Raw genomic sequence first — 25,291 nt, forward strand, 5'->3', positions numbered from 1 at the left:
ATCTATGGAATGGTGCGTTATGGTCTCCCAGTTACTTTGCCGGATCATGTGGCGGTGCTGCGCTAGATGCCCTGACGACTTATATCGAGCAACAAAATAGACCTAAGTAACGTTAATGCTTCGCATCAATGATTTTCATCAATTTCAAGCTATAAAAAAGCCCCCAAACTGTTAGTAGCTTAGAGGCTTAGGAGCTTTTTCATTTTAATTGCCTGTAAAACAGGCAGTTAAATTATTTAATTGCTAATAATTCAACTTCAAATACTAATGTTGCATGTGGACCGATCGCAGCACCGGCGCCACGCTCGCCATAAGCAAGCTCTGCAGGAATAGTCAGTTTGTATTTTGAACCAACAGGCATCAGTTGTAATGCTTCAGTCCAGCCTGCAATCACGCCACCAACAGGGAATTCTGCTGGCTGGCCACGCTGCACAGAACTGTCAAATACAGTGCCGTCGATTAATGTACCGTGGTAATGCACGCTAACGGTTGATTCAGCCGTTGGTGTTTCACCTTCGCCCTGGCTGATCACTTCAAATTGCAGACCGGATTCAGTCACTGTTACGCCTTCTTTAGCGGCATTTTCAGCAAGGTAAGCCTGGCCAGCAGCGCCTAATACTTTTGCCTGCTCAGCAGCTTCAGCCTGCATACGTTCAGAGATAACCTGGAAAGCAGCCTGCAAATCTTCACGAGATACTTTGCTTTCTGCACCGGCAAATGCATCGGCTAATCCGGCAGCAACAGCAGAGATTTCTAAACCCTCAAAAGGATTGGAAGCAAGTTGCTCACCCATTTGTAGACCAATACCGTAACTTGCTTGCTGTTCTTGAGTGTTTAGTTGTAATTCAGACATGTTTAGTTCTCTTAATTTATGAAAGGGAGTTCCCTATTTATATATCAATATATGATGACTCAATAAATATATGGGGGGCTTAATTGTCTTTTAAAGGGGAAAATGGATTTTTTTTAAAATTTTTTATAAAAAATTAAATTCAGCGCTTAATCTACCGCTCTCTCCAAAAAAAAATGCCCCCGCAAGCGGAGGCATTGAAGTTTTAATAACGAGTGTATTTAGGAATCGTTACACAATAACTTGCGCTAAAGTGTTTCCAAAAAGCCTAGAATGACTGGCTATTTTGAAAACAAAAGCGCAAGTAATTTTGTAGCCGATCCTTAACTGCTTAAATCGTCAAAAAAAGTTTTAATACTCGCTAAAAAACCCTCGGATTTAGGCTTGTGTTTACCTGAGCTTGAAGAGCATAAGTTTTCAAACTCTTTCAGCAATTCACGCTGTTTGCTGGATAATTTAACCGGTGTTTCAACCTGTACCTTGCACATTAAATCGCCTGTCACCTGACTGCGTACGGATTTAACGCCTTTATTGCGCATACGGAACATCCGCCCGGTTTGCGTTTCCGCAGGAATTTTAAGTTTCACACGACCATCCAGTGTCGGTACTTCAATTTCTCCGCCTAATGCTGCTTCGGTAAAACTGATCGGTACTTCACAATAGAGGTTATTGCCGTCACGTTCAAAAACATGATGCGGCAGAACGTTCATCTGCACGTACAGATCACCTGCCGGTGCGCCGTGTTCGCCCGCTTCACCTTCACCGCTTAAACGGATACGATCGCCGGTATCCACGCCGGGTGGAATTTTAACCGACAGCGTTTTGCTGCTCTCATAGCGACCATGGCCGTGACACTTATGACAGGGGTCGCTAATAATTTTTCCCTGACCGTGACAGGTCGGACAGGTCTGGTTAACCGCAAAAAAGCCCTGGCGCATCTGCACCTGGCCTTGTCCATGACAAGTACTACAGGTTTTAACCTCAGAGCCTTTTTTAGCTCCCGAGCCATTACACTGTTCACAATGAACCTGGGTTGGGATTTGAATCTCTTTGGAAATACCTTTTACCGCTTCTTCAAGCGTTAATTCCATGTTATAGCGAAGATCTGACCCCTGCTGTGGACGCTGAGCCCCACCGCGACGACCGCCACCAAAAATATCACCAAAAATATCACCGAACTGGTCACCAAAATCTGCGTGCCCGAATCCACCACGACCCTGCTGATTTACCCCGTCATGTCCGTATTGATCATAGGCTGCTTTTTTCTGTGGATCGCTCAGTATTTCGTAAGCTTCTTTTACTTCTTTGAACTTTTCTTCAAGGTCACCGTCATTACTGGTACGATCCGGATGATATTTCATTGCCAAACGTTTGTAGGCTTTTTTAACTTCTTTTTCTGTCGCATCTCGGCTTATACCAAGCACTTCATAACAATCACGTTTTGCCATTTTTTTTCTCAACGTTGCTGTTTATAACCAAGCTACCCGGTTATAGTTAAAACAAAGACGCGGATTACAGAAAAATCCATAACCCGCGATGTATAAAAAACGATTATAATTCAGTTACTGAATTATTTTTTGTCGTCTTTTTTCACTTCTTCAAACTCAGCATCAACAATATCGTCATCCTGCTTCGCATTGCCCTGCGCTTCTTCAGCACCACCAGCTTGTTCTGCTTGAGCTTTCTGTTGCGCAATTTCCATCAGTTTCGCAGAAGCTTCAGCAAGTGCAGTTGTTTTAGCTTCAATTGCATCTTTATCTTCACCTTTAGCCGCTTCTTCCAACTCTTTAAGCGCTGCTTCGATTTTTTCTTTCTCGTCGCTTGCTAAAGCATCGCCAGCTTCTTCAATCTGCTTGCGCGTGCCGTGAATCATTGCGTCAGCCTGGTTACGCGCCTTAACAACTTCTTCGAATTTTTTATCTGCTTCAGCATTTGCTTCGGCATCATTTACCATTTTTTCAATCTCTTCTTCTGAAAGACCTGAGCTGGATTTAATGGTAATTTTTTGCTCTTGTTTAGTATCTTTGTCTTTCGCAGATACGTGCAGGATACCATCAGCGTCCATATCAAATGTCACTTCAATCTGAGGTGTACCGCGTGGTGCTTTACGGATACCTTCAAGGTTAAATTGACCCAGTGATTTATTATCAGAAGCACGTTTACGCTCACCCTGCAGGATGTGAATCGTTACAGCGCTTTGATTGTCATCTGCTGTTGAGAATGTTTGCGACTGTTTTGTCGGGATAGTGGTATTTTTCTCGATAACTTTGGTTAACACACCACCCATTGTTTCGATACCTAATGATAACGGTGTAACGTCTAATAAAAGAACGTCTGTTTTATCACCAGAAAGTACGCCACCTTGAATCGCCGCCCCCATTGCTACCGCTTCGTCAGGGTTAACATCTTTACGAGCTTCTTTACCAAAGAACTCAGCAACCATTTTTTGTACAAGTGGCATACGTGTTTGGCCACCTACTAAAATAACGTCATTGATATCGTTTACAGAAAGATCCGCATCTTTTAAAGCGATACGCAGTGGTTCAAGAGTTGCTTTAACCATATCTTCAACAAGAGACTCTAATTTAGAGCGTGTTACTTTGATATTTAAATGTTTAGGACCTGTTGCGTCAGCCGTGATGTAAGGCAGATTGATATCTGTTTGTTGTGCGCTTGACAGCTCAATCTTCGCTTTCTCAGCCGCTTCTTTAACACGCTGCATTGCCAGCGGATCATTGGTCAGATCAAAACCTTGCTGAGTTTTAAATTCAGCAACTAAGAAATTGATTAAACGGTTATCAAAGTCTTCACCACCTAAGTGCGTATCACCATTTGTTGATAATACTTCGAAGGTTTTTTCACCGTCCACTTCATCGATTTCAATGATAGAGATATCGAATGTACCACCACCTAAATCGTATACAGCAACAGTACTGTCACCTTTTGCGTTATCAACACCGTATGCGAATGCAGCGGCTGTCGGCTCATTGATAATACGTTTAACATCAAGACCTGCGATACGACCAGCATCTTTAGTTGCCTGACGTTGTGCATCGTTGAAGTACGCAGGAACAGTAATTACTGCAGCAGTTACTTTCTCACCTAGATAATCTTCAGCTGTTTTTTTCATTTTTTTCAACACTTCAGCAGAGATTTGCGGAGGTGCCATTTTGTTGCCCTGCGCTTCAACCCATGCATCACCATTGTCAGCTTTAATGATTTTGTAAGGCATGATTTTAATATCACGTTGTACTTCTTCATCTTCAAAACGACGACCGATTAAACGTTTAATCGCAAAAAGAGTATTTTGTGGATTCGTTACCGACTGACGTTTTGCTGGTTGGCCAACTAGGGTTTCACCATCTGTGTAAGCGATGATTGAAGGAGTAGTACGCTCACCTTCCGCATTTTCAATGATTTTAGCTACGCCGCCAACAAGTACAGATACACACGAATTTGTTGTACCTAAATCAATACCGATTATTTTACCCATCTTGCATTTCTCCAAACTTATTTATGTTTTGTGTTATTGATTAAGCCGGCTCAACTGTGTAGTTCACAATACTGCGCCGCTTTATTTGTTTTATATGTGGGGGACTATTTTTTTCTTTCAAGGGAAAAAACAAAAAAATTTATCTTTTTCTTGTTTTTTCTCAGCCAAGAAAAAAGGTACCGCAGTACCTTGTTAATAAAATTACGGAAAAATAACTTATTCTGCCGCTTTAGAAACCATCACCATTGCCGGGCGAATAATACGACCGTTTAACTCATAACCTTTCTGCATCACAGCGATAACCTGATTTGCCGGTACATTAGGAACAACCTGCATACTCATTGCCTGATGTTTTTCCGGATCAAAAGCTTCATCTTTAGGATCAATCACTTTTAAGCCAAATTTTTCAACAGTATCAAGCATAGATTTCAGGGTTAACTCAACGCCCTCGATCATCGGCTTTAATGCTTCATCTTCTTTATCGGCATGGCTAATAGCCATTTCCATGCTGTCGATAACAGGTAGCAGGCCATCGGCAAATTTCGAAAGTGCAAACTTATGTGCTTTTTGCACATCTAACGCAGCGATCCGGCGCGCATTGGCAACTTCGGCCTGTGCCCGGACAACCGCATCCTGCTGGTCAAGAATCTGTTGTTCCGCAAGGGCTAATTTTTTATTCAGTGCTTCAATCATATTCTCTTCTTTAGCGGCATCAGACTCACCTTGTGATTCTACGGATTCAACCTGTGCTTCAGCTGCTTCAACATTTTCTACTTGTTCAGCTTCCACTTGCTCTTCCGGGTTGATTTCTTTTTCTTTATTCATCGTCTTATCCTACTCAATTACAGGGTTACATTTAGATAGGCTCTATTATGGGGATCACAATTATAGTTTCAAGCCTGTTATTTGAATATGGGTAAATTCTTTACCACTTTAAGCACAAAAAAAGCCCCGGCAGTAAATGAGTATATCTGCTGCATTAGTTCGGGTTATACTTTGACTATATTAAGGTTGCACTGCTAAAGGAGTCCTATGAGTGCCCACCGTCACGATCACATTGAATTTAAAACTGTCGGCTTAATTGCTAAAACGGAGCATCCGGAAGCCAGGCAAACTTTATTAGCGTTATATGACTTTTTAAAAGCAAAGGGTATAAAGCTGGTTATTGATCAGCGTATTGCCAATGATCTGCCGATCAATGGCTTTCACTGCGCAGATTTGGTTGGCATAGGCAAGAACTGTGATTTAGCGATAGTGATAGGCGGAGATGGCTATATGCTCGGCGCCGCACGTGTATTAGCCCGCTTCGATATTGCCGTAATTGGTGTCAACCGCGGTAATTTGGGATTTTTAACTGACCTTGATCCGGATGATTTTGAACAGCCTCTGGAGCAGGTGCTGCAGGGTAATTATCAGACCGAGCATCGCTTTTTATTAGAGGCGCAGGTTCACAGCCATGGCCATATGAAAAGCAGCAATACCGCGGTCAATGAGGCGGTGCTGCATCCCGACAAAATTGCCCATATGATTGAATTTGAAGTTTATGTCAACGATAATTTTATGCTAAACCAGCGCGCCGACGGTCTTATTATCTCTACGCCCACGGGTTCAACAGCTTACTCGCTTTCGGGGGGCGGTCCTATTTTAACTCCGAACCTGGATGCGATCAGTTTGTTGCCTATGTTTCCGCATACATTAAACAGCCGCCCTATTGTTATTGATGCCAACAGTTGCGTGCGTTTAAAAATTGCAGAATCGAACAGCAGTGAAATGCAGATTAGTTGTGACAGCCATGTCAATTTATCGGTTTTGCCCGGTGATGAAGTGATCATCAAAAAAACCCAGCATAAATTAAAGTTAGTTCACCCGCAAAACTATAACTATTTCCATGTGTTACAAAATAAACTCGGCTGGGGTAACAAGCTCTTTTAACCCAATAAAAGATTTTACCTAAAATTTCTGCCGGTTGGCTTTATTTCAATCGGCTGAAAATTCAGATAAAAAAGCAGGCACAATCTTTACTGTTAATAAACACAGTGTATACTGTATCTAAAACCAGTGTTTATTAATCTCTTTTAGGTGTGAAGATTATGCTTACTCAGTTAACCATCCAAAATTTTGCCATTGTCCAATTTTTAGAATTAGAATTTCATCAGGGAATGACCACCATCACCGGTGAAACGGGTGCAGGTAAGTCCATTGCTATTGATGCCCTGGGGTTATGCCTTGGAGATCGCGCCGATGCAAATATGGTCAGAGTTGACACCGAGCAGGCTGAAGTTAATGCGCGCTTTACCTTAAATGACACACCTCATGCAAAAAACTGGTTAAAAAACAATGATCTTGAAGACTCCCAAAGTGATAATACAGAATGTTTATTGCGCCGGATTATTACCCGTGAAGGCCGTTCCCGTGCTTATATTAATGGCACTCCAGTCCCTTTATCACAACTCAAAAGCCTTGGTCAGCTGCTGGTTAACATTCACGGTCAGCACGCCCATCAAAGCCTGCTTAAAAATGATATTCAACTTAGCATTATTGATGAATATGCAGGTCATCATCTTTTACTGCAAAAAGTAAAAGACACCTATCAGGGCTGGCATTTTCTTAACAAACAACTCAAACAGCTGCAGCTTAATCAGCAGGAGAAGCAGGCGCGCAAACAACTGCTGGAATACCAGATAGAGGAATTGGACGCTTTTGCACTGGCAGAAAATGAGTTTCAGGAGATAGAACAGGAGCATAAACGGCTAGCCAATAGCGGCGCTTTATTAACAACCTGCCAGATCAGCCTGCTGCAGTTAAGTGATGGTGAAGAAGTTGATTCGCTGAGTTTATTGCGTAAAAGCGTTAGCGCACTTGAGCACCAGGTAGACAATGACCCTTCTCTGGAGAGCATTATCAGCACGCTGCAGGAAGCCATTATTCAAATAGAAGAGGCCAGTTATGAATTACGTCATTTCAGTGACAATCTGGAGCTTGACCCTGAGCATTTTCAGCAATTGGAAACACGTATCAGTGATGTCTTATCTTTGGCCCGTAAACACCAGATTCAACCGGAGTTTCTTTTTGAACATCATCAGAAATTAACCAAAGAATATAAACAATTAAACAATTTCGACAGTCAAATAGAGCAGCTCACAATCGATTTACAACAGGCGCAGGAAAACTATTTCAAGCACGCACAAAAACTTAGCCAAAGCCGTTCACGATACGCTAAAGAATTAAGTAAAAAGATCACCGCCAGCATTCAGCAGCTGAATATGGAAAAAGGGATTTTTGAAGTTGCGCTTTCGCAGGCAAATGAACCAACATTAAGCCCTCTGGGCATTGATAATATTGAATTTAAGGTAGCAACAAATGCCGGTCAGTCTTTGCAGGATCTCGGTAAAGTGGCTTCAGGTGGTGAATTATCACGTATCGGACTGGCTATTCAGGTAATAATCAGCCAGCGCGTTTCCACACCGACACTTATTTTTGATGAAGTAGATGTAGGCATCAGCGGCGCCACCGCATCCGTGGTGGGTAAATTATTACGCAGCCTGGGCGACAATACCCAGATCCTGTGTGTGACCCACCTGCCGCAGGTCGCTGGTAATGGTCATCAGCAGATGTTTGTTAATAAACAGAGTAATGGTAAAACTACCAACACAACTATGGTTAAGCTGAACCAGCAGGATCGTTTAAATGAATTAGCGAGGTTGTTAGGCGGAGATCGTATTACCCAACATACTTTAGCTAATGCACAAGAGTTATTAGTAGAATAAATTTTAGCCGCACTGCTTACTAAGGCAAGTTTTATCCCTCTTTTTACACATTCCCATGCTCTGTATGGGAATGTGATTTGTCATTTTTACTTTTAAAATAGTCCATAATGTAATTTTTAAATTAAAATAAACCTGTCTTTATTTGTATGACTGGTTAATATTATTCATTTATCTTATGCGGTTATCAAATATGAAAATCTCCTTTCTTAGTATCGTTTTTGCTTTATTTATGGTTGGTTGTGCGCAAATACCAGAGCCGCCTGTAGAAACCGCGGATTGGGCAGCGCACCAGCAGCAGCTTGAGACATTAACTCACTGGACATTAAGCGGGAAGGTGGCGGTGATTACTCCGGAAAAGCGCCACAGCCTGAATATTTACTGGCAGCAAAATGGTGATGACTTCCATATCACTTTAACCAGCTTTTTAGGGGCAACAATTTTAGATATTAAAAAAACAACAACCGGAACAACAATCACCGACGATAGCGGAAAAGTTTATTTTGGCCAGAACTCTCAGGAACTGATTCGACAATTGTCAGGTTTGACATTGCCGGTGGATGTTTTGCAGCAATGGATTAAAGGCAATCCGACTAATGCTATTTATCTGCTTGATGAAAACAATCAGCTGGTCAGCTTGACCGGGCAGGACAGCGAAAATGACAACTGGTCTGTAGATTACAGCGATTATAAAACCATTCAACAGATCAGCCTGCCCCATAGGCTGCAGCTTAACCGCCATAATTTACTGATAAAATTCGCCATTCAAAAATGGTTATTAAGTCTCCCGTAGGGAAGCGTTAATATTTTCCAAAAGCGCAACTGCCCGTAAATAACGGCCATAAAAACAGGTATCAGAAATTTTCTTATTTTTCACTTCTTTTATTTTTTAGGGAAGGTCGTACTGATTACTTCTGGCTGTATTTTACAAAATAAATCGCTACTATCTTTTCTGCAAAAGACTCAGCGCACAGATAACAAGAATTTGCCAAATAAAGAGATAAAAATGACAAAGAATGACGCTATTCGCTGGCCCGCTCCCGCTAAACTTAATTTATTTTTATATATAACCGGGCAACGGGCAGATGGTTATCATGAATTACAAACTCTGTTTCAATTTATAGAGTTATGTGATTACTTAACCATTACACCTAACCTATCCGGGAAAATCACCCTCTCCCCCAGTCTCGAAGGCTTAGCCTTGGAAGATAATCTTATCTATAAAGCAGCGATGATGCTTAAGCCCTATACGGCAGAAAATAACGGTGCCCACATTGAGCTGGAAAAAAATTTGCCGATGGGAGGTGGACTCGGAGGAGGTTCATCTGATGCGGCAACGATTTTAGTTGCATTAAATTATCACTGGAACATCAATTTAACAAAAACAAAACTGTCTGAAATAGGTGTCAGATTAGGGGCTGACGTACCCATTTTTATCTATGGGAAAGCTGCGATCGCAGAAGGTATCGGTGAGCAATTAACCCCGGTTGATATTGCTGAAAAGAGTTATCTGGTCGCCGTTCCTGACTGCCATATTTCAACCCCCGCCATTTTCCAGGCAAAAGAGCTTATCCGTAATACCCCAAAAAAAGGTCATGCACAGTTAATAAGTCAAAATTGGCTAAACGACTGCCAACCTTATGTGAAAAAAAATTATCCTAAGGTTGCCAAGGTTATAGACTGGTTGATAGAATACGCGCCGACGCGATTGACTGGAACTGGTGCATGTGTTTTCAGTACATTTAACAGTCTTCATGAAGCTCAAATTGTGTTAGATAAAACTCCTGACTGGTTAGCTGGATTCGCCACGAAGGGATTAAATAATTCACCATTAAATGAATTATTAGCAACACTTAAATAAAATTCCCTTATTGATTACCACAAGGTAATTAATACTAAATGTTAATTAGCATTTTGCTTTTTGATACACACTCATCAGGATTACAGAGGTCCTCACAGTGCCAAATATGAAACTATTTGCTGGTAACGCTACACCTGATCTGGCCAAAAAAATTGCAGATCGTCTTTTCATTAAACTAGGAAGTGCGGATGTTGGCCGCTTCAGCGATGGAGAGATCCACGTGCAAATTAATGAAAATATACGTGGTGATGATATTTTTATCGTACAGTCTACTTGTGCGCCAACAAATGATAACCTAATGGAATTAATCGTTATGATTGATGCACTTCGTCGCGCATCAGCTGGCCGTATTACAGCCGTAATTCCTTACTTTGGTTATGCCCGTCAAGATCGTCGTGTGCGTTCTTCACGTGTGCCTATTACTGCAAAAGTAGTTGCTGACTTTTTATCTAATGTGGGTGTTGACCGCGTATTAACGGTTGATCTGCATGCAGAACAGATTCAAGGTTTCTTTGATGTGCCGGTAGATAACGTTTTCGGCAGCTCTGTTTTACTTGAAGATATGCTTGAGAAGAAGCTCGATAATCCAATGATTGTTTCTCCCGATATTGGTGGTGTTGTACGTGCACGTGCTCATGCTAAATTATTAAACGATGCAGATTTGGCGATTATCGACAAACGTCGTCCTAAAGCTAACGTTGCGCAGGTAATGCACCTTATCGGTGATGTTGAAGGACGTCACTGTATTATTGTTGATGATATGATCGATACCGGCGGCACATTATGCCAGGCAGCTGCGGCTCTTAAAGAGCGTGGTGCTATCTCTGTTTATGCCTATGCAACCCACCCGGTATTCTCCGGCAAGGCTGCAGAAAACATTAAGAATTCAATGATTGATGAGTTCATCGTAACCGACTCCATTCCATTATCTGAAGAGATCATTGCAACGGGTAAAGTTAAACAGTTAACCCTGAGTGGCATGCTTGCTGAAGCCATCCGTCGCGTAAGCAACGAAGAGTCAATTTCGGCAATGTTCCATTATTAATTGCTGCTGATTTTCCTCTTTCAAGGTTAATTAGCTGCCTTAAAAATAAAAAACGCTTAGTTGTTTTACAATTAAGCGTTTTTTTGTACCTGAAATTCCTTTTAATGTTGTACAAAATTGTCCCATCAGGGTATTATGGCGCGCCTTTTTATACGCAGCCTGAAACTGCCGAATAAGGTGGTTTGATCTGGTCGCAAGTTCAAACCTATTTTAAATTTGAGGAACTTTATAACAGTATCCTCTCTATTGGAGTTAAACCATGTCTATTAAATTAATCGCAACAACACGTACAGACCTAGGGAAAGGTGCGAGCCGCCGCCTACGTCATGCAGACCTAGTACCAGCAATCGTATACGGAGCCGGTAAAGCACCTGTTTCTGTTACTTTTGAACATAAAGAAGTCATGAAAGCAGAAGCTGTTGAAGCATTCTACTCTTCAGTACTAGATTTAGAAATCGATGGTGTTGCTGAGCAAGTTGTACTTAAAGCTGTACAACGTCATGCTTTTAAACCACGTGTTCAACATTTAGATTTATTACGTGTTGATGCAAAACAAACACTGCAAACTACAGTTCCTCTGCACTTCCTAAATGAAGAAACTGCAGAAGCAGTTAAAAATGGTGGCGTAGTTGCTCACACAGCTAACGAAGTTGAAGTAATCTGTCTACCGGCTGATCTACCTGAATTCATCGAAGTAGATATCTCAGGAATGGAAATTGGTGATACGTTACACCTTTCTGATCTAAAACTTCCTGCAGGTGTTGAGTCTGTTGAACTAAACAAAGGTGAAGCACACGACCTTCCAGTAGTTTCAATCTCACTTGCTAAAGCAGCACCTGCTGAAGAAGAAGCTGAAGCAGAAACTGAAACAGAAGCTGACGCTTAATTAATCGTGTCAACGACGATTAAACTACTTGTGGGCCTGGCTAATCCAGGCCCCGAATATGCTCAAACCAGACACAATGCCGGACAGTGGTACTTAGACCAGTTCGCCTCTCAAGAAAACATCCAGCTTAAAGCCGAAGCAAAGTTTTACGGCCTGACCGGAAGAATACAATTCGCTGGTAATGACCTGCGTCTTCTTGTTCCAACTACCTTTATGAACCTTAGCGGAAAATCTGTTGCTGCTATGGCGAATTTTTATCGTATCAAACCTGAAGAGATCCTCGTCGCTCACGATGAACTGGATCTGCCTCCCGGTACAGCGAAGTTTAAATTAGGTGGCGGTCATGGCGGGCATAATGGTTTGAAAGATATCATTAGTAAATTGGGTAATAACAAAAATTTTTACCGTCTGCGTATTGGCATCGGTCACCCGGGTGACAAAAACAGGGTCAGTGGTTATGTTCTTGGCAAAGCCCCCATCAGTGAACAAAACCTGATTGACCAAAGCATCGATGAAGCGGCACGCTGTACCCATATTCTGGGGCAGGACGGGTTAGCAAAAGCGATGAATCGCCTGCATAGTTTTAAAGCGGTAAAATAACCCTCACTTAAATTAATATGTCATTGTTCAGGAAGTGGCTATTCCATTCTGTTTTTAAGCAGGGAAGGAGTAGCTAACCAGGTAATGGATACGATACCATTGAGCTGAACAGTAACACAATAACTAACAAAATAGGATACATATCATGGGTTTCAAATGTGGCATCGTCGGTTTACCCAATGTTGGTAAATCAACATTATTTAACGCCTTAACTAAAGCGGGCATTGAAGCTGCTAACTTTCCGTTTTGTACGATTGAACCTAATACAGGTATCGTACCTGTACCTGATCCACGTCTTGATCAACTGGCTAAAATTGTCAACCCGCAACGCATTCTGCCGACCACAATGGAATTCGTAGATATTGCCGGTTTAGTTGAAGGCGCCTCAAAAGGTGAAGGTCTGGGCAATAAATTTCTGGCAAATATTCGTGAAACCGATGCAATTGGTCATGTAGTTCGCTGTTTTCAGGATGATAATATCGTTCATGTAGCGGGTCAAATCAATCCTAAAGATGATATCGACATCATCAACACCGAGCTTGCTCTTGCTGATCTGGAAAGCTGTGAACGCAGCATTTTACGTATCGCTAAAAAAGCCAAAGGCGGCGATAAAGATGCAAAATTTGAACTGCCGGTACTGGAAAAAATCAAAGCTCACCTTGAAGCCGACGGCATGGTACGTGGTCTTGATTTAACTAAAGAAGAAAAAGCAGCGGTTGCTTACTTAAATTTCTTAACCTCAAAACCAACCATGTATATTGCCAATGTCAGTGAAGACGGTTTTGAAGATAACCCGTATTTAGATATCGTGCGTGAAATTGCTGATAAAGAAGGCGCTGTTGTCGTACCTGTTTGCGCTGCAATAGAGTCTGAAATTGCTGAACTTGACGAAGAAGACAAGTTAGAATTCTTGGAAGGTATTGGCCAGGAAGAGCCGGGTTTAAACCGCGTAATTTATAGCGGCTATCAATTATTGCATTTGCAGACCTATTTCACCGCCGGTGTTAAAGAAGTACGTGCATGGACCGTCAAAGTTGGCGCGACCGCACCACAGGCAGCAGGCGTAATTCACAGTGATTTTGAACGTGGTTTCATTCGCGCAGAAATTATTGGTTTTGATGACTTTATCCAGTTCAAAGGCGAAGCCGGCGCAAAAGAAGCGGGTAAATGGCGTCTGGAAGGTAAAAACTACGTAACCCAGGACGGTGACGTTATTCACTTCCGTTTTAACGTTTAAAGACGTTTGATTGGTAAAAAGGCAACTTCGGTTGCCTTTTTTGTTGCTTATTGAACGCCTACAGAACAAAATCAGTCGGCACAAATTGCTATTTTTACCCCCTTCTCCTGCAATAAACTAAGCACTTTCGCATCTGAATTGGCATCAGTCACAAGCACATCCAGTTTATTACTGTTACAGACTTTATGCGTGCCCACCTTACCGAGTTTAAATGCAGATCCCAACACGACCACTAACTCTGACTGTTCAATGATGGTATTTAATGTCTCTGCCTCATCCAAATGGTTAATGGTCAATCCCTGACTTGGGTGCAATGCATAAACACCTAAAAAACAGGCATCAAAATGGATTTTCCTGAGCATGGCATTGGTTGTTGCCCCGAGTACCATTACCGCAGATTTAGAAACCCGACCGCCTAATAAAATTAATTCTATATTATTATGATGCATTAACTTAGTCGCTACCAGCGGACTTGGAGTGACCACGGTAAAATTAAAATGAGTAGGCAAATTCATCGCCAGTTGCAGGCAGGTGGTGCCGGAGTCAATTAATATGGTTTGCTTTTCTTTGATAAAGGGGATTGCAGCCAATGCGACCCGTTTTTTTAACGGATCGATTTCATCCTGGCGATCGCGATATTCCTGAAACTCCTGCTGCAGCGGCAGCGCACCACCGTGCACCCTGCGTAATTTTTTCAGATCATCTAATAGTTTCAGATCCCGGCGGATGGTATCTTCAGATACCTGCAGCGTTTGACTTAATTCAGCGGCATAAACGCGGCCTGATTGACTGATCAAATCCAATATTTTTTCATGTCTTTCTTGCTGTAACATCTTTGATCCTTATGCGTTACCTTTCCAATTATCACACAAGAGAAGCACCTGCGTTATACGTATTATTCGCAAACTCATTTGCTGTTATGGTGATAACTCGGTTTCTCTTTCCCACGCCTGCTGATGATATTGGTAGAGTTGATTTGAGCCTAACTGGTTGACTTTAATATCCTTAATATCATCATAAAAGCCTTTATGGAAGACAAAAGCACTTTTTAATAATGGCATGGTTAACCACTGTGTATCTACCGCCAAGGATTCTGTATTTTGTAAACGTTTGCTAACACCGGCACCTGATTTAGTAGCAATGGTCCATCCCCATTCACCAAATGAAGGTACATTCTGATGGTATTGCTCGACAAATGAAAAGTTAGCTTCCTCTATGGTTTTGGCAATGGAGATAAAGGCATTACGGGCGTGGAATGGCGACGTGGACTGCACCACTATCACACCGTCTCCATTTAACAAATGATTAAGCCGGTAATAAAAATTAACGCTGTATAGTTTATTTAAATCAGGATGGCTGGGATCCGGCAGATCGATAATAATCACATCAAACAACCCTTTATTATGCGCCAGTTTATCAATGGCGATAAAAGCATCCTCATTAATAACCGTCACACGCTTGTCATTAAAGCTGGACGCTGTTAATGCCTCTACCTTCCCGGCTAAATAAGGAGGGAGAAGTTTATCCGGTGATTTAAATAGTTCAATCAACTGTGCATCTAAGTCGATTAATGTTACCTTCTGCGGCTGCCATCGCAACACTTCCCGCAATGCCAGACCATCACCACCGCCAATAATTAATATGTTATTTTGCCGCCCCGCAGCCTGCATGGCGGGATGCACCAGAAACTCATGGTAAATTTGCTCATCCAGGCTGGAGAACTGTAAACGGCCATTAATATAAAAGTTAAAAATAGGTTCAACTTTGCCGCCTAAATTACGCTGCGTAAACACCAGGTTTTGATAAGGTGTTTGGGTCTGATAAACCACTTTATCCTGATACAGAACATTCTGCATCTGCTGCTGCCAGATACCGCCATACTGGAAAACCAGCAGCACTAAGGTGCCTAACAGAAGATGCCCGAACAGCAGTTTTTTGATATGCCTTAAACAGCCCTTAAAACGCAGCATAAAAATAAAACCCGCAACTAAATTCAAGGTTGCAGTCAGGGCCGCGGCCTGACTGATTTCGATGCGCAGCATAAATAACACCCAAATCGCAGCGCCAATACCGGCTCCAATATAATCAGCACCGTAAATTGTCCCGGCATTATGAGCCAAATGATGCCCATAGACGGTTTCGCGAATACGCGCAATCAGCGGAATCTCCATGCCGATCAATAAGCCCAGCAGAAAGGCAAAAAAGTAAGGTAACTGCATGCTCAACCAGTTGATTTGTGCAATTATCCCCCCTTCAAGGCGGATATCCACGGGGATTTGGTAGGTTTCAGCGAGCAAAGTCGGTAAGGTTTGTCCAAGCCCGATCAGCGAGGCAATCAGCAGCGTGGCAGTACAGCCGATAAAAGCCACCACTAATTCTAAAATCACAAAACCTTGAAATGCATCGGAAATTTTTTTCGCCGCAAATGCCCCTAAGCCCATAGAGACAATCATAATACCGATAATCGCATAAATAACGGTTTCAACACTGCCTAATATGCGTGCGGAATAATGTGACAGTAAATACTCATAAATCAGGCCGCAACAAGCCAGCGTCGCCATGATTAAGATAAGCAGACTATCATCAATAAAGAGTTTTAATTTTTTTCCATTGTGCATTTTTGTTCTCTAAATAGAGGTAATAACAATCCGGGGCAGTAGCTGTTTTAATATTGCGCAGGAAAAACTAAGAAGATCAAGCTCTTTGCTTGAGTAATAGCTTGCTATTGGGATTCATAACAACGTTGTTACTCTTGATTTTAACTGGCAAGTTATCTGGATTAATATAAAAAAAGGCCATCAAAAGATGACCCATTAAATAACGAATAAGTGATTGCCTTTTACCTCAGGTCATTAACCCCATCAGCAGCAAGGCAATGGCAAAAGATGTCGCTAATTCGACAGTGGCAATACCAACATTTTGCTGATCTTCAACCTCTTCGCGGCGATTGATTCCCCACAGTACAATAAATTTTGCAACACTGGTTAATATCGTTAGTGCAACCATCAGAATCACACTCATGATAGTCCATTGTGCAATGCCCGCCCATAGAGATTGCGCATCATAAACTACAAAATAACTTGCTGCTGTGACTGACATCGCCGTTGAAATCAGATATCCGGAGTAGCGGATAGCGAGCGCCAACTGCCCTTTCTCCAGCGCGGCCTGAAAACTGATACCGTTGCTTCTCGCATATCCCCATTCAAATATCCGGGTAATAATTAACAACATCAGTTGTGAAATTATCCAGGCAGATAAAATAGCGACAAAGGTTTTGATACCCAGCCCTTCCGCCCAGAGCAGAGCAGCACGCACTACGATAGCAGTCGCAATAACTGACGCGGCATCAGCCACACCGACAGAAATATTTTTCTGCAGGATAAGCTCGTGTTTATGGAAATCAGGTAAGGCGAATTTATCGTGAATATGGCGCCCGGCCTTAATTAATAATAAACCGATAATACCGTAGGTTAACATCCCCATTAGCTCAACGGTGTAGGTACCGGCCAACTCTCCCGTAATTGCACCACTTAACGCAATCCCCATCGCGGCCACGCCACCAGCCAGACTGATACCATAAGCAAAATTGTCATTTATCGCCAACTCCTTTTTGGTATCCACATTACCGATGAAGCCCATCGTATAACGGATGCCCCCCAATAACAGGATAGCCACCACCATGTCGATCAATAAGTAAACGATCAAATTACCGTACTGTGCTAATGTAGTCATTACTTCACTCATATTATTAACCTTATTTTCCGCGACTTATGCCACGAGAAGTCGTCGTTGTACTATTTCTGAAACTGCTCGCTGATTTTGTTTTTGAATAATTAGACTTCCCAGCAAAAGAAGTCGTTTGCTGTGCTTGTCGGCTGGAGGAAGAGATACTGCTTGCTCCGGTTTTCGACTTCGCATAGGGGCTTTGAAATCCCCCCTTACCGGCAAATTGCTTTTTGGTTCTCGCCGCCAAATTATCCTGAGATTTTGCCTGTTGCGGTGAGGTATAACGGTTACGGCCGACATCATTGTAATAACTATAATCACGACCAGATGACCAACTGTCATAGCGGATTCGATTAGGCGTTAAGGCCGAAAACATGGCATACATGCCGTACCACTGCCAAAACGACATGCCACTGCTGTCCGTCTGCCATTGCCCGTAGCCGGGATTACCCACTAATTGGCTGCCGGGGCCGTTGTCCTGCGCAGCATTTGCGCGCAAACTCTGTTGTTTGCTAATCGCATTAACCCGGGCCAACTTGCCATCGGACATATCGGCAATCACATTAATCGGATCCGATAACGCATCATTAAACAGCAGCGGATCCGTTGCCGCCATTAAATTTTCCGACTCGAACAATTGCGCTTCGATATCCCCCAATACCTGCGGTTGCTCCTGCAGTGTTTTTAAACGTTTTTTCAAGCCCTGAAAGAGCGGGCCCTGGCGGCTGGCATCACGACTTAACTCAGTCAATAAAGGTTTAAGTTGCGGCTTTTCTTCACTCAGCAGTCTTGCATATTCACGTAAAATTGAAGCATTACGTATTCCATTAGTATCGAGGGTTGCCCCAAGATTATCGGTTAAATATTCAGCGCTTTTAATATTGGCTTGCAGACGGTCCGGGCGATCATCTCCACAGGCAATCAGCAATAAACTCAGCCCCAGAATAAAAAATAGTTTTGTTTTCATTACCTTCCCTAATTCGATAAGTACGCTATAACACGCTGCAAATCCTCTTGCGTATCAATTCCTGCGGGGGGAATTTCATTAGCCTGCTGCACGTGAATTTTATAACCATGCCATAATACTCTCAGTTGCTCCAATTTTTCTATCAATTCTAAAGGAGAAACTGATAATTGCGTGTATTGTCTAAGAAAACAAACACGGTAAGCATAAATACCGATATGACGTTGTAACTTATCATAATTTAAAGATTTTTTTGCCTGATTCTGAGCACTGAAATTATCCCTGTCCCAGGGTATAGTGGCACGACTGAAATACAAAGCGAGCGCATTTTTATCACAAACCACTTTGACCGCATTGGCATTAAAAACATCAGCAACATCTTCAATAGGCGCACTTAATGTGGCCACGCTGGCAACAGGATTTTGCTGCAGGTTGCCCGCCACCTGTTTGATCACAGACGGCGGAATTAACGGCTCGTCTCCCTGCACGTTAACAATTATTTCATCATCAGCAAAGTTAAACTTTTGACATACTTCCGCGAGACGGTCTGTACCGGACTCATGTTCACAGGAAGTCATACACAGGTCAATATTGTCAATGTGGCTGATAGCATCAGCAATACGCTGATCATCGGTCGCGACAATAACCTGTTTTGCGCCACTTTTTAAAGCCTGCTGCGCAACCCGTTCAATCATAGTTTTACCCAGAATATCAAGCAGAGGTTTAGCTGGTAATCGGGTTGAATGATAACGCGCCGGTATCACCACAATAAATGACATTGTTATTCCTCACCAGTTGCAATGCTACGGGCTTTTACTTGTAATAAAGCGGGGATACCATCAATCACCGGATACGCAAGATGATCAAATTTACAAATCAGTTCATTGCTTGATTTTTTATAACTTAGTTTACCTTTGCATACCGGACAGGCGATAATATCGAGTAACTTAATGTCTAACATTGTATATCCTTAATCCTACTTAATAATTGTTGTTCAAAAGCCGCAGGCAATTCCGCTGAAACAGGCAGATACCACCAGTTTTGTTGTGCAAAAAAGGTGCATTTAACCGCATCTTTTTCTGTCATCAACAGCGGTATAGAGGTATCGAATTGCGCAAAATCATCCTTTACAAAAGCATGATGGTCATTAAAACCTACGGCTTTTAAAATTTCAAATTGTTGTTGCTTAAGAGTGTCGAAAAATCGCGCCGGGAAACCGATCGCGGCACAGGCATTCACTTTATCTTTAGCAGTCAGTTGACCTTCATGACCATCAACACGTCTGCAGGGTTGCGCTTTTAACAGCATGGTATGTTCGTTAGCGTGTTGCTCACCGTTATTAATCAAAAAATCAACGCTATTTAAACGCGATAAAGTTTCCCGCAATGGCCCCATCGGCATAACGTGCTGATTACCAAAACGGCGCTTTCCATCAATAATAACAATTTCAATATCACGTTGCAGTGCATAATGCTGCAGGCCATCATCACTGATAATAATGTCCACCGGGAGATGCTGCTCGAGATATTTAACGGCATTGCTGCGAACCGGATCAACGACCACCGGAATACCAAGACGTTTATAAATTAAAAGAGGTTCATCCCCTGCTTCTTTGCCGGTTATATTTTCATCAACAAGCAGCGGATAAGCGCTGCTTTTACCGCCATAACCGCGGCTGATCACAGCGGGTTTATGGCCAGCATCAATAAGCTTTTCGCACAACCAGATAACAAAAGGGGTTTTACCATTACCGCCCACAGAGATATTGCCGACAATGATAACGGGCAGGTTACTTTTGTAACTTTTAAAAACCCCTTTGCGGTAAAGCCCGCGACGGCACAGACTGATTATTTTGAATAATAAAGCCAGTGGAAAAAGTAACCACGCCCAGGTGGCCGGGCGGTACCAAAAGGGCATTATAAATCTCCAGAAGCTTGAATTTTACTAAGAGTATGATAAATCTCTTTTTTATCAATAAGTTCAGCATGAGTACCACGTTCTACCACACGACCTTCATCAATTACTAAGATTTGATCCGCATGCTCAATGGTTGATAAGCGATGGGCAATAACAATAGAGGTTCTGTTTTTTTGTAATTCATCAAGTGCAGCCTGAATATGCCGTTCTGATTCTGAATCTAAAGCGGAGGTTGCCTCATCCAAAATCAGAATAGGCGCATCGCGCAATAGCGCTCGGGCAATGGCCAGTCTTTGCCGCTGTCCGCCCGATAGCAAGGTTCCATTTTCACCAATAAGGGTATCTAAGCCTTGTGGAAAACGATTAATAAACTCCATCGCATTGGCAGTTTCAGCGGCTTTGATAATATCTTCCCGGGTAAATTTGCCGTCACTTGCATAGGCAATATTATTGGCAATGGTATCGTTAAACAGATGCACATTTTGAGAAACAATGGCAACCTGATCGCGTAATGAAGCCAGTGTGTATTCCTGAATATTCACTCCGTCAACCGTGATCACACCACTGTCAATATCATAAAAACGGGTCAGTAAATTGGCAATGGTTGATTTGCCGCTGCCGGAGCGTCCAACCAGCGCAAAGGTTTCCCCTGCTTTCACTTTAAAGCTGACATTATTTAATGCCGGTTTTTCAGCGTTCGGGTAGGTAAAAACAATATTTTTCAGTTCAATATCCCCCCTCGCACGTTCAATCACTTTACTGCCGGAATCGACAGCAGCGGCGGTATCCAGGACATTGAACAAGCTCACACTGGCGGCAATTCCCCGCTGAATTTGGCTGGTGACTTCCGTTACCGCTTTTAAGGGTTTCATTAACGCCATCATAGAAGAAATAATAACGACAAAAGTCCCCGGACTTAAATCATCAATAATGGCGGGTTTAGTGGCCAGAAACAGAATAAAAGCGAGCGCAAAAGAAGCGAGGCTTTGAACCACCGGAGTGCTGATCGCCTGGGCACTGGCCATTTTCATATTTTGCGAACGTACAGAATTACTGACCTGATTAAATTTTTCATTTTCAACTTTTTGGCCACCAAACATTAACACTTCTTTGTGACCTTTTAACATCTGCTCTGATGCTGTTGTCACTGAGCCCATGGCATTTTGCAGGTTTTTACTGATTTTTCGAAAACGTTTACTGACAACGCTAATAGCTGTCGCCACAATCGGGGCAATCAAAAAGAAAACCAGTGATAATTGCCAGCTTTGTACAAACATCAGACCAACCAGCGCAACAATAGTGGCGCCATCACGGAATATTTTTATCAATGCAGAGGTAGAGGCTGTGGTGACCTGGTTAGCGTCGTAGGTGATTTTAGAGAGCAGATCTCCGGTATTGGTTTTATCAAAAAAGCTGATGGGTAAGGCGATTAAATGGTTAAACAACTCTCGTTGTAATTTCATTACCACATGGGTACCTACCCATGACATACAATAAGAACTGACAAAAGCAACCAGCCCCCTTGCGCCGACAATTAAAATCACAAAAATTGGCATAAACTTTAAAACATCAGGATCCTGCCCGGTTAACCCCTCATCCATCAGGGGTTTAATCGAATAGATAAAGGTTGCATCAACTGCTGCATAACCGGTCATCGCAATGATCGCGGCAATTAACCCTAATTTAAACTCTTTAACGTATCCGAGTAGTCGCTTAAAAACCAGCCAACTATTCACTTCTTTATTTTCCATGCTTCACCAAGTAATTGTATTAGAGAGAAAAAGAGTGATGATACCAATATGGCGCAAGATCTTCTCTATATGTTTGCATATTAATATTTTCTCTTGTTATTTTAAAACGAATAAAGCCATTCAGGCCACTGTTTGCCATTCTAACATTTTGCTCGGCATAACGTAACTTTACCTGCGTTGCAGGAAATCCCCATTGGTTCATAAATCCGGCGCTAAAAATAACCCACTGCGGGTCGACCGTTTTAATAAACACTTCACTTGATGAGTGCTTACTGCCATGATGTGCAGCTAACAAAAGATCACTCTGCAGATCAGAGCCATATTTCTCAGCTAATTTAATCTCTTGTTTTTTATCTATATCTCCGGTTAACAGAAGTGCATGAACCCCATCATCAATATGCACTACGCAGGAGTTGTTATTATTGTTGTCACTGAGCGTTACTGGTGATAATACACGCACCGAAAGAGCGCCTAATGACCAGCGCATCCCGGCACGGCACAATTTTGTGTCTTTATTTTGTTGCCCTGCCAATGTGAGTGGTTCCCCCATTATCAGGGTGTCAGGCAGAAAAGTCCGGTTAATCAGATCAAAACCGCCCGCATGGTCAATATCACTGTGGCTGATCAGCAGATAATTCAGCCTGGTAATACCGATAGAATGCAGATACGGTACAGTCTCAACCTCTGCCGTTGTGAAGCCTGAAGGATAACGTGGTCCAGTATCATAAAGTAGACTTTGCCCCTGATTTCTGACTAAAACCGACAACCCCTGCCCTATATCCATCACCTCGACCCACCACTCATCCGGCTTATTACCTCTGTCTAGCCACAGAGATATAAAAATAAAAGAGAGTAGTGTGCAACTGAAAAGATAATGCAGGCGCGCATTAACATGTTTAAGTTTAAGCAGAATATAACTGACTACAATCACCATAACAAAAAGAACAAGTAATAACCCTTGCTGAGAAGAAAATGAGAGGTAGGCAAATTGTGTTGGCTCAAACACGGCAAAAAAACAACTTATTAAATAATCTGAAATATTCAATAATACCCGGGCAACAGGTTGATAGATGATCGCAAACACAACCGCTAACAGGGTGATCGGTATGATTAACAGTGAAAAAAGCGGTACAGCAACCAGGTTAATTAAGGGGGCAAGCAGTGAAAATGCAGAAAAACCCAACAGTTGCACAGGTAACATTAACAGGGTTAAAGAAAGTTGAATCAGCAAAAGCAGAGACAGATAGTGCTTTATTTTACTCAATCCGGCCCTGCTTCCCCTCCTTTCGGCACCATTGATAAACTGTGGGAAGTGCCAGAGCACAATTAATATTGTGCACACCGCAAAATAGGATAACCATAAGCTTAAACTGAGTACTGCTAAAGGATCCCACACTAAAATCACAAAAAGTGTCAGCAGCAATAAATCGATTAAGCTGCACCTGCGTTTCATTGATAAAATGACAACAGCAAATAACAACATTAAAAAGGCACGCTGGGTTGGCAGAGAGAAACCCGCTAAATAAGCATATAAAAATGCTCCCAGTAATGCGCTAACATTAAGAAATCGCCAGGAAAACCAGCCCAGGTATCTTTTGGGAGAAAAAGACTGAATAAAGTAAGCGGCGCACAGATAAATGCAGGAAAAAAACAGACTGATATGCAGACCTGAAATAGCAAACAGATGGGCGATGCCCAACTTTTTAATCTGCGTTTTTTGTGATAGATTTATTAATGATTTATCCGCAAAAGATAACGCCAGGATAACGCCCTGATTTTTTAAAGAACCGGACAGTGCGAGTACTTCCTCATATAAAGCAGCTCTCAAAGAAAAAGCGGAAGTTTGCTGTTTAATATGTTTTTTGATGGTTGCCTGATAAGCAATATGCTCAGAATATTTCCATTTTTGCCGGTCAAACCCTGCAGGATTAGCTCGCCCGTAGACGGGTTTGAAACGCACCTTAAAAACGTGCTTTTCGCCCTCTTGGACTTTAATAGTCGGCGCATACCAGCGCATTTCCAATAAAGGTGAATAATTTAAGTGATGTCCATCAAGTTCGACTAATTTAGCGCTAAAATAGCCACTATTTTTATCACTGATTAATGATTTAATTTGTGCAACTATGATATGGTCTTGCCCGTCTACGGATGCTTGCAGGGAGTGTGGATTTGAAAAAAAGGAAGTAAGAGTGACAGGGGAAGCTGCCAGCGTTCCGGTTAGGGTTAATTGCGCATAAAGTGAAAAATAAACAGCAAAAAAAGGGATTACCGCTAAAATGCGTAAACGCGGTATAAAAAACAAAGCAATAAAGATAACGCTAGCGTATATGATTCCGTTATTATCTAATAAATTTTGCCAAAATAAACTTGATATAAAAACAATAATCGACAGCCACAATAATAAGCGCATTGTTATCCGAATTCATTTACCTAAACATTAATTATATGCCAAAAAAATTTCTTAAACGTTTTATACCAAAAACTGAAACATTAAAAGCACATCCACACCTCAGGCATTTTGGTGAAACGCTGCACAATCCCAATTTATGGCATTTAAACCGCCGCAGTGCAGCTGGCGCGGTCGCTGTTGGTCTTTTTTGTGCCTGGATCCCTCTTCCATTTCAAATGCTGATAGCGGCAACTATCGCAATTTTATTTTCGGTTAACCTGCCCATCTCCGTTGCTCTGGTATGGATTTCAAATCCGCTGACCATGGGGCCCTTATTTTATGGTGCCTATCGTTTAGGGGCTTTTCTCCTGCACCTGCCTGTCCAGCATTTTCACTTCGAACTCTCTTATTCCTGGTTAAGAGCGACATTTGGCACAATCGCCCCGCCATTATTTTTAGGTTCATTACTACTCGGCAGTGCTTGTGCATTTTTAGGCTATCTATTATTTCGTGCCTTTTGGCGTTTTACTATCATCAAAAAGTGGCAACGCAGAAATAAAAAATGACGGCTTAAATTATCACCACAACTTTAATTCCGACAGTTTTATTGGTTTTATCCATTTAGATGAAAAACACCGTCATTCATGGCGGTGATGAAAATCATTGATGCGAAGCATTAACGTTACTTAGGTCTATTTTGTTGCTCGATATAAGTCGTCAGGACATCTAGCGCAGCACCGCCACATGATCCGGCAAAGTAACTGGGAGACCATAACGCACCATTCCATAGATAACGATGTATATCGGG

The 25,291-nt window shown here is 42.2% G+C and carries 24 protein-coding genes; 10 read left to right on the forward strand and 14 right to left on the reverse strand.

Translation table 11 applies throughout. The features are described from left to right. A partial coding sequence (locus tag ABZA00_RS06405) for a transposase (protein WP_372881343.1) occupies window positions 1-110 on the forward strand: 110 nt, incomplete at its 5' end. Between the two features lie 122 nt (window positions 111-232). On the opposite strand, the gene ABZA00_RS06410 is transcribed toward ABZA00_RS06405, so the two are convergent. The 4 genes from ABZA00_RS06410 to grpE form a co-directional block, all read right to left on the reverse strand. Continuing rightward, the gene (locus ABZA00_RS06410; RefSeq protein ID WP_372881321.1) at window positions 233-853 is read right to left on the reverse strand and encodes an FKBP-type peptidyl-prolyl cis-trans isomerase; all 621 of its coding nucleotides are present in this window, start codon (window positions 851-853) and stop codon (window positions 233-235) included. 320 nt (window positions 854-1,173) lie between these two features. Beyond that, entirely contained in the window at window positions 1,174-2,298 is a 1,125-nt protein-coding gene (gene dnaJ, locus ABZA00_RS06415; protein WP_372881322.1) for a molecular chaperone DnaJ, read from the reverse strand. 122 nt (window positions 2,299-2,420) lie between these two features. Continuing rightward, window positions 2,421-4,343: a molecular chaperone DnaK gene (gene dnaK / locus ABZA00_RS06420; protein WP_372881323.1), complete on the reverse strand. Its 1,923-nt coding sequence runs from the start codon at window positions 4,341-4,343 to the stop codon at window positions 2,421-2,423. Window positions 4,344-4,559: 216 nt separating this feature from the next. After that, window positions 4,560-5,168, reverse strand: coding sequence for a nucleotide exchange factor GrpE (grpE, locus tag ABZA00_RS06425; protein ID WP_372881324.1), 609 nt, complete (start codon window positions 5,166-5,168; stop codon window positions 4,560-4,562). A gap of 207 nt (window positions 5,169-5,375) precedes the next feature. Between grpE and nadK the strand changes: the two genes are divergently transcribed. From nadK to ychF, 8 genes are all read left to right on the forward strand, one after another. Next, window positions 5,376-6,275 carry an NAD(+) kinase gene (gene nadK, locus ABZA00_RS06430; RefSeq protein WP_372881325.1) on the forward strand — a complete coding sequence of 300 codons (900 nt, stop codon included), beginning with the start codon at window positions 5,376-5,378 and terminating at the stop codon, window positions 6,273-6,275. Between the two features lie 158 nt (window positions 6,276-6,433). Continuing rightward, window positions 6,434-8,110 (forward strand): DNA repair protein RecN, encoded by a 1,677-nt coding sequence (recN, locus tag ABZA00_RS06435; RefSeq protein ID WP_372881326.1) that lies wholly within the window; start codon window positions 6,434-6,436, stop codon window positions 8,108-8,110. A 190-nt stretch (window positions 8,111-8,300) separates the two neighbouring features. Continuing rightward, complete coding sequence (gene lolB, locus ABZA00_RS06440; RefSeq protein WP_372881327.1) at window positions 8,301-8,900, forward strand: lipoprotein insertase outer membrane protein LolB; 600 nt, start codon at window positions 8,301-8,303, stop codon at window positions 8,898-8,900. A gap of 213 nt (window positions 8,901-9,113) precedes the next feature. Next, window positions 9,114-9,968 (forward strand): 4-(cytidine 5'-diphospho)-2-C-methyl-D-erythritol kinase, encoded by an 855-nt coding sequence (ispE, locus tag ABZA00_RS06445; RefSeq protein ID WP_372881328.1) that lies wholly within the window; start codon window positions 9,114-9,116, stop codon window positions 9,966-9,968. A gap of 97 nt (window positions 9,969-10,065) precedes the next feature. Further along, window positions 10,066-11,013: a ribose-phosphate pyrophosphokinase gene (locus ABZA00_RS06450; protein WP_372881329.1), complete on the forward strand. Its 948-nt coding sequence runs from the start codon at window positions 10,066-10,068 to the stop codon at window positions 11,011-11,013. Between the two features lie 259 nt (window positions 11,014-11,272). Further along, window positions 11,273-11,899: a 50S ribosomal protein L25/general stress protein Ctc gene (locus ABZA00_RS06455; RefSeq protein WP_372881330.1), complete on the forward strand. Its 627-nt coding sequence runs from the start codon at window positions 11,273-11,275 to the stop codon at window positions 11,897-11,899. A gap of 6 nt (window positions 11,900-11,905) precedes the next feature. After that, the gene (gene pth / locus ABZA00_RS06460) at window positions 11,906-12,499 is read left to right on the forward strand and encodes an aminoacyl-tRNA hydrolase (protein ID WP_372881331.1); all 594 of its coding nucleotides are present in this window, start codon (window positions 11,906-11,908) and stop codon (window positions 12,497-12,499) included. 145 nt (window positions 12,500-12,644) lie between these two features. Further along, window positions 12,645-13,736, forward strand: a complete 1,092-nt coding sequence (gene ychF / locus ABZA00_RS06465; protein WP_372881332.1) for a redox-regulated ATPase YchF — start codon at window positions 12,645-12,647, stop codon at window positions 13,734-13,736. 71 nt (window positions 13,737-13,807) lie between these two features. On the opposite strand, the gene ABZA00_RS06470 is transcribed toward ychF, so the two are convergent. The 9 genes from ABZA00_RS06470 to ABZA00_RS06510 all read right to left on the reverse strand — a co-directional run bounded on the left by ABZA00_RS06470 (window position 13,808) and on the right by ABZA00_RS06510 (window position 24,504). Next, the gene (locus ABZA00_RS06470; protein WP_372881333.1) at window positions 13,808-14,569 is read right to left on the reverse strand and encodes a DeoR/GlpR family DNA-binding transcription regulator; all 762 of its coding nucleotides are present in this window, start codon (window positions 14,567-14,569) and stop codon (window positions 13,808-13,810) included. 84 nt (window positions 14,570-14,653) lie between these two features. Next, window positions 14,654-16,354, reverse strand: a complete 1,701-nt coding sequence (locus ABZA00_RS06475; protein ID WP_372881334.1) for a polyamine aminopropyltransferase — start codon at window positions 16,352-16,354, stop codon at window positions 14,654-14,656. A gap of 226 nt (window positions 16,355-16,580) precedes the next feature. Next, the gene (locus ABZA00_RS06480) at window positions 16,581-17,480 is read right to left on the reverse strand and encodes a DUF350 domain-containing protein (protein ID WP_372881335.1); all 900 of its coding nucleotides are present in this window, start codon (window positions 17,478-17,480) and stop codon (window positions 16,581-16,583) included. Between the two features lie 10 nt (window positions 17,481-17,490). After that, window positions 17,491-18,429, reverse strand: coding sequence for a hypothetical protein (locus tag ABZA00_RS06485; RefSeq protein ID WP_372881336.1), 939 nt, complete (start codon window positions 18,427-18,429; stop codon window positions 17,491-17,493). Window positions 18,430-18,437: 8 nt separating this feature from the next. Continuing rightward, window positions 18,438-19,205, reverse strand: a complete 768-nt coding sequence (kdsB, locus tag ABZA00_RS06490; RefSeq protein ID WP_372881337.1) for a 3-deoxy-manno-octulosonate cytidylyltransferase — start codon at window positions 19,203-19,205, stop codon at window positions 18,438-18,440. 2 nt (window positions 19,206-19,207) lie between these two features. After that, window positions 19,208-19,387, reverse strand: a complete 180-nt coding sequence (locus ABZA00_RS06495) for a Trm112 family protein (protein WP_372881338.1) — start codon at window positions 19,385-19,387, stop codon at window positions 19,208-19,210. Further along, window positions 19,381-20,343, reverse strand: coding sequence for a tetraacyldisaccharide 4'-kinase (gene lpxK / locus ABZA00_RS06500; RefSeq protein WP_372881339.1), 963 nt, complete (start codon window positions 20,341-20,343; stop codon window positions 19,381-19,383). Before lpxK ends, ABZA00_RS06495 begins: the two co-directional genes overlap by 7 nt. Continuing rightward, entirely contained in the window at window positions 20,343-22,094 is a 1,752-nt protein-coding gene (msbA, locus tag ABZA00_RS06505) for a lipid A ABC transporter ATP-binding protein/permease MsbA (RefSeq protein WP_372881340.1), read from the reverse strand. Before msbA ends, lpxK begins: the two co-directional genes overlap by 1 nt. Before the next feature lie 19 nt (window positions 22,095-22,113). Then, the gene (locus tag ABZA00_RS06510) at window positions 22,114-24,504 is read right to left on the reverse strand and encodes a DNA internalization-related competence protein ComEC/Rec2 (protein ID WP_372881341.1); all 2,391 of its coding nucleotides are present in this window, start codon (window positions 24,502-24,504) and stop codon (window positions 22,114-22,116) included. Between the two features lie 35 nt (window positions 24,505-24,539). Here ABZA00_RS06510 and ABZA00_RS06515 point away from each other — a divergent pair, with 35 nt between their 5' ends. After that, entirely contained in the window at window positions 24,540-25,049 is a 510-nt protein-coding gene (locus tag ABZA00_RS06515) for a DUF2062 domain-containing protein (protein WP_372881342.1), read from the forward strand. 116 nt (window positions 25,050-25,165) lie between these two features. Here ABZA00_RS06515 and ABZA00_RS06520 read toward each other — a convergent pair. Beyond that, window positions 25,166-25,291: transposase (locus tag ABZA00_RS06520; RefSeq protein ID WP_372881344.1), on the reverse strand; the 126-nt coding region annotated here is incomplete at its 5' end.

The sequence above is a fragment of the Psychromonas sp. genome, from assembly GCF_041586535.1.
Taxonomy (GTDB): domain Bacteria; phylum Pseudomonadota; class Gammaproteobacteria; order Enterobacterales; family Psychromonadaceae; genus Psychromonas.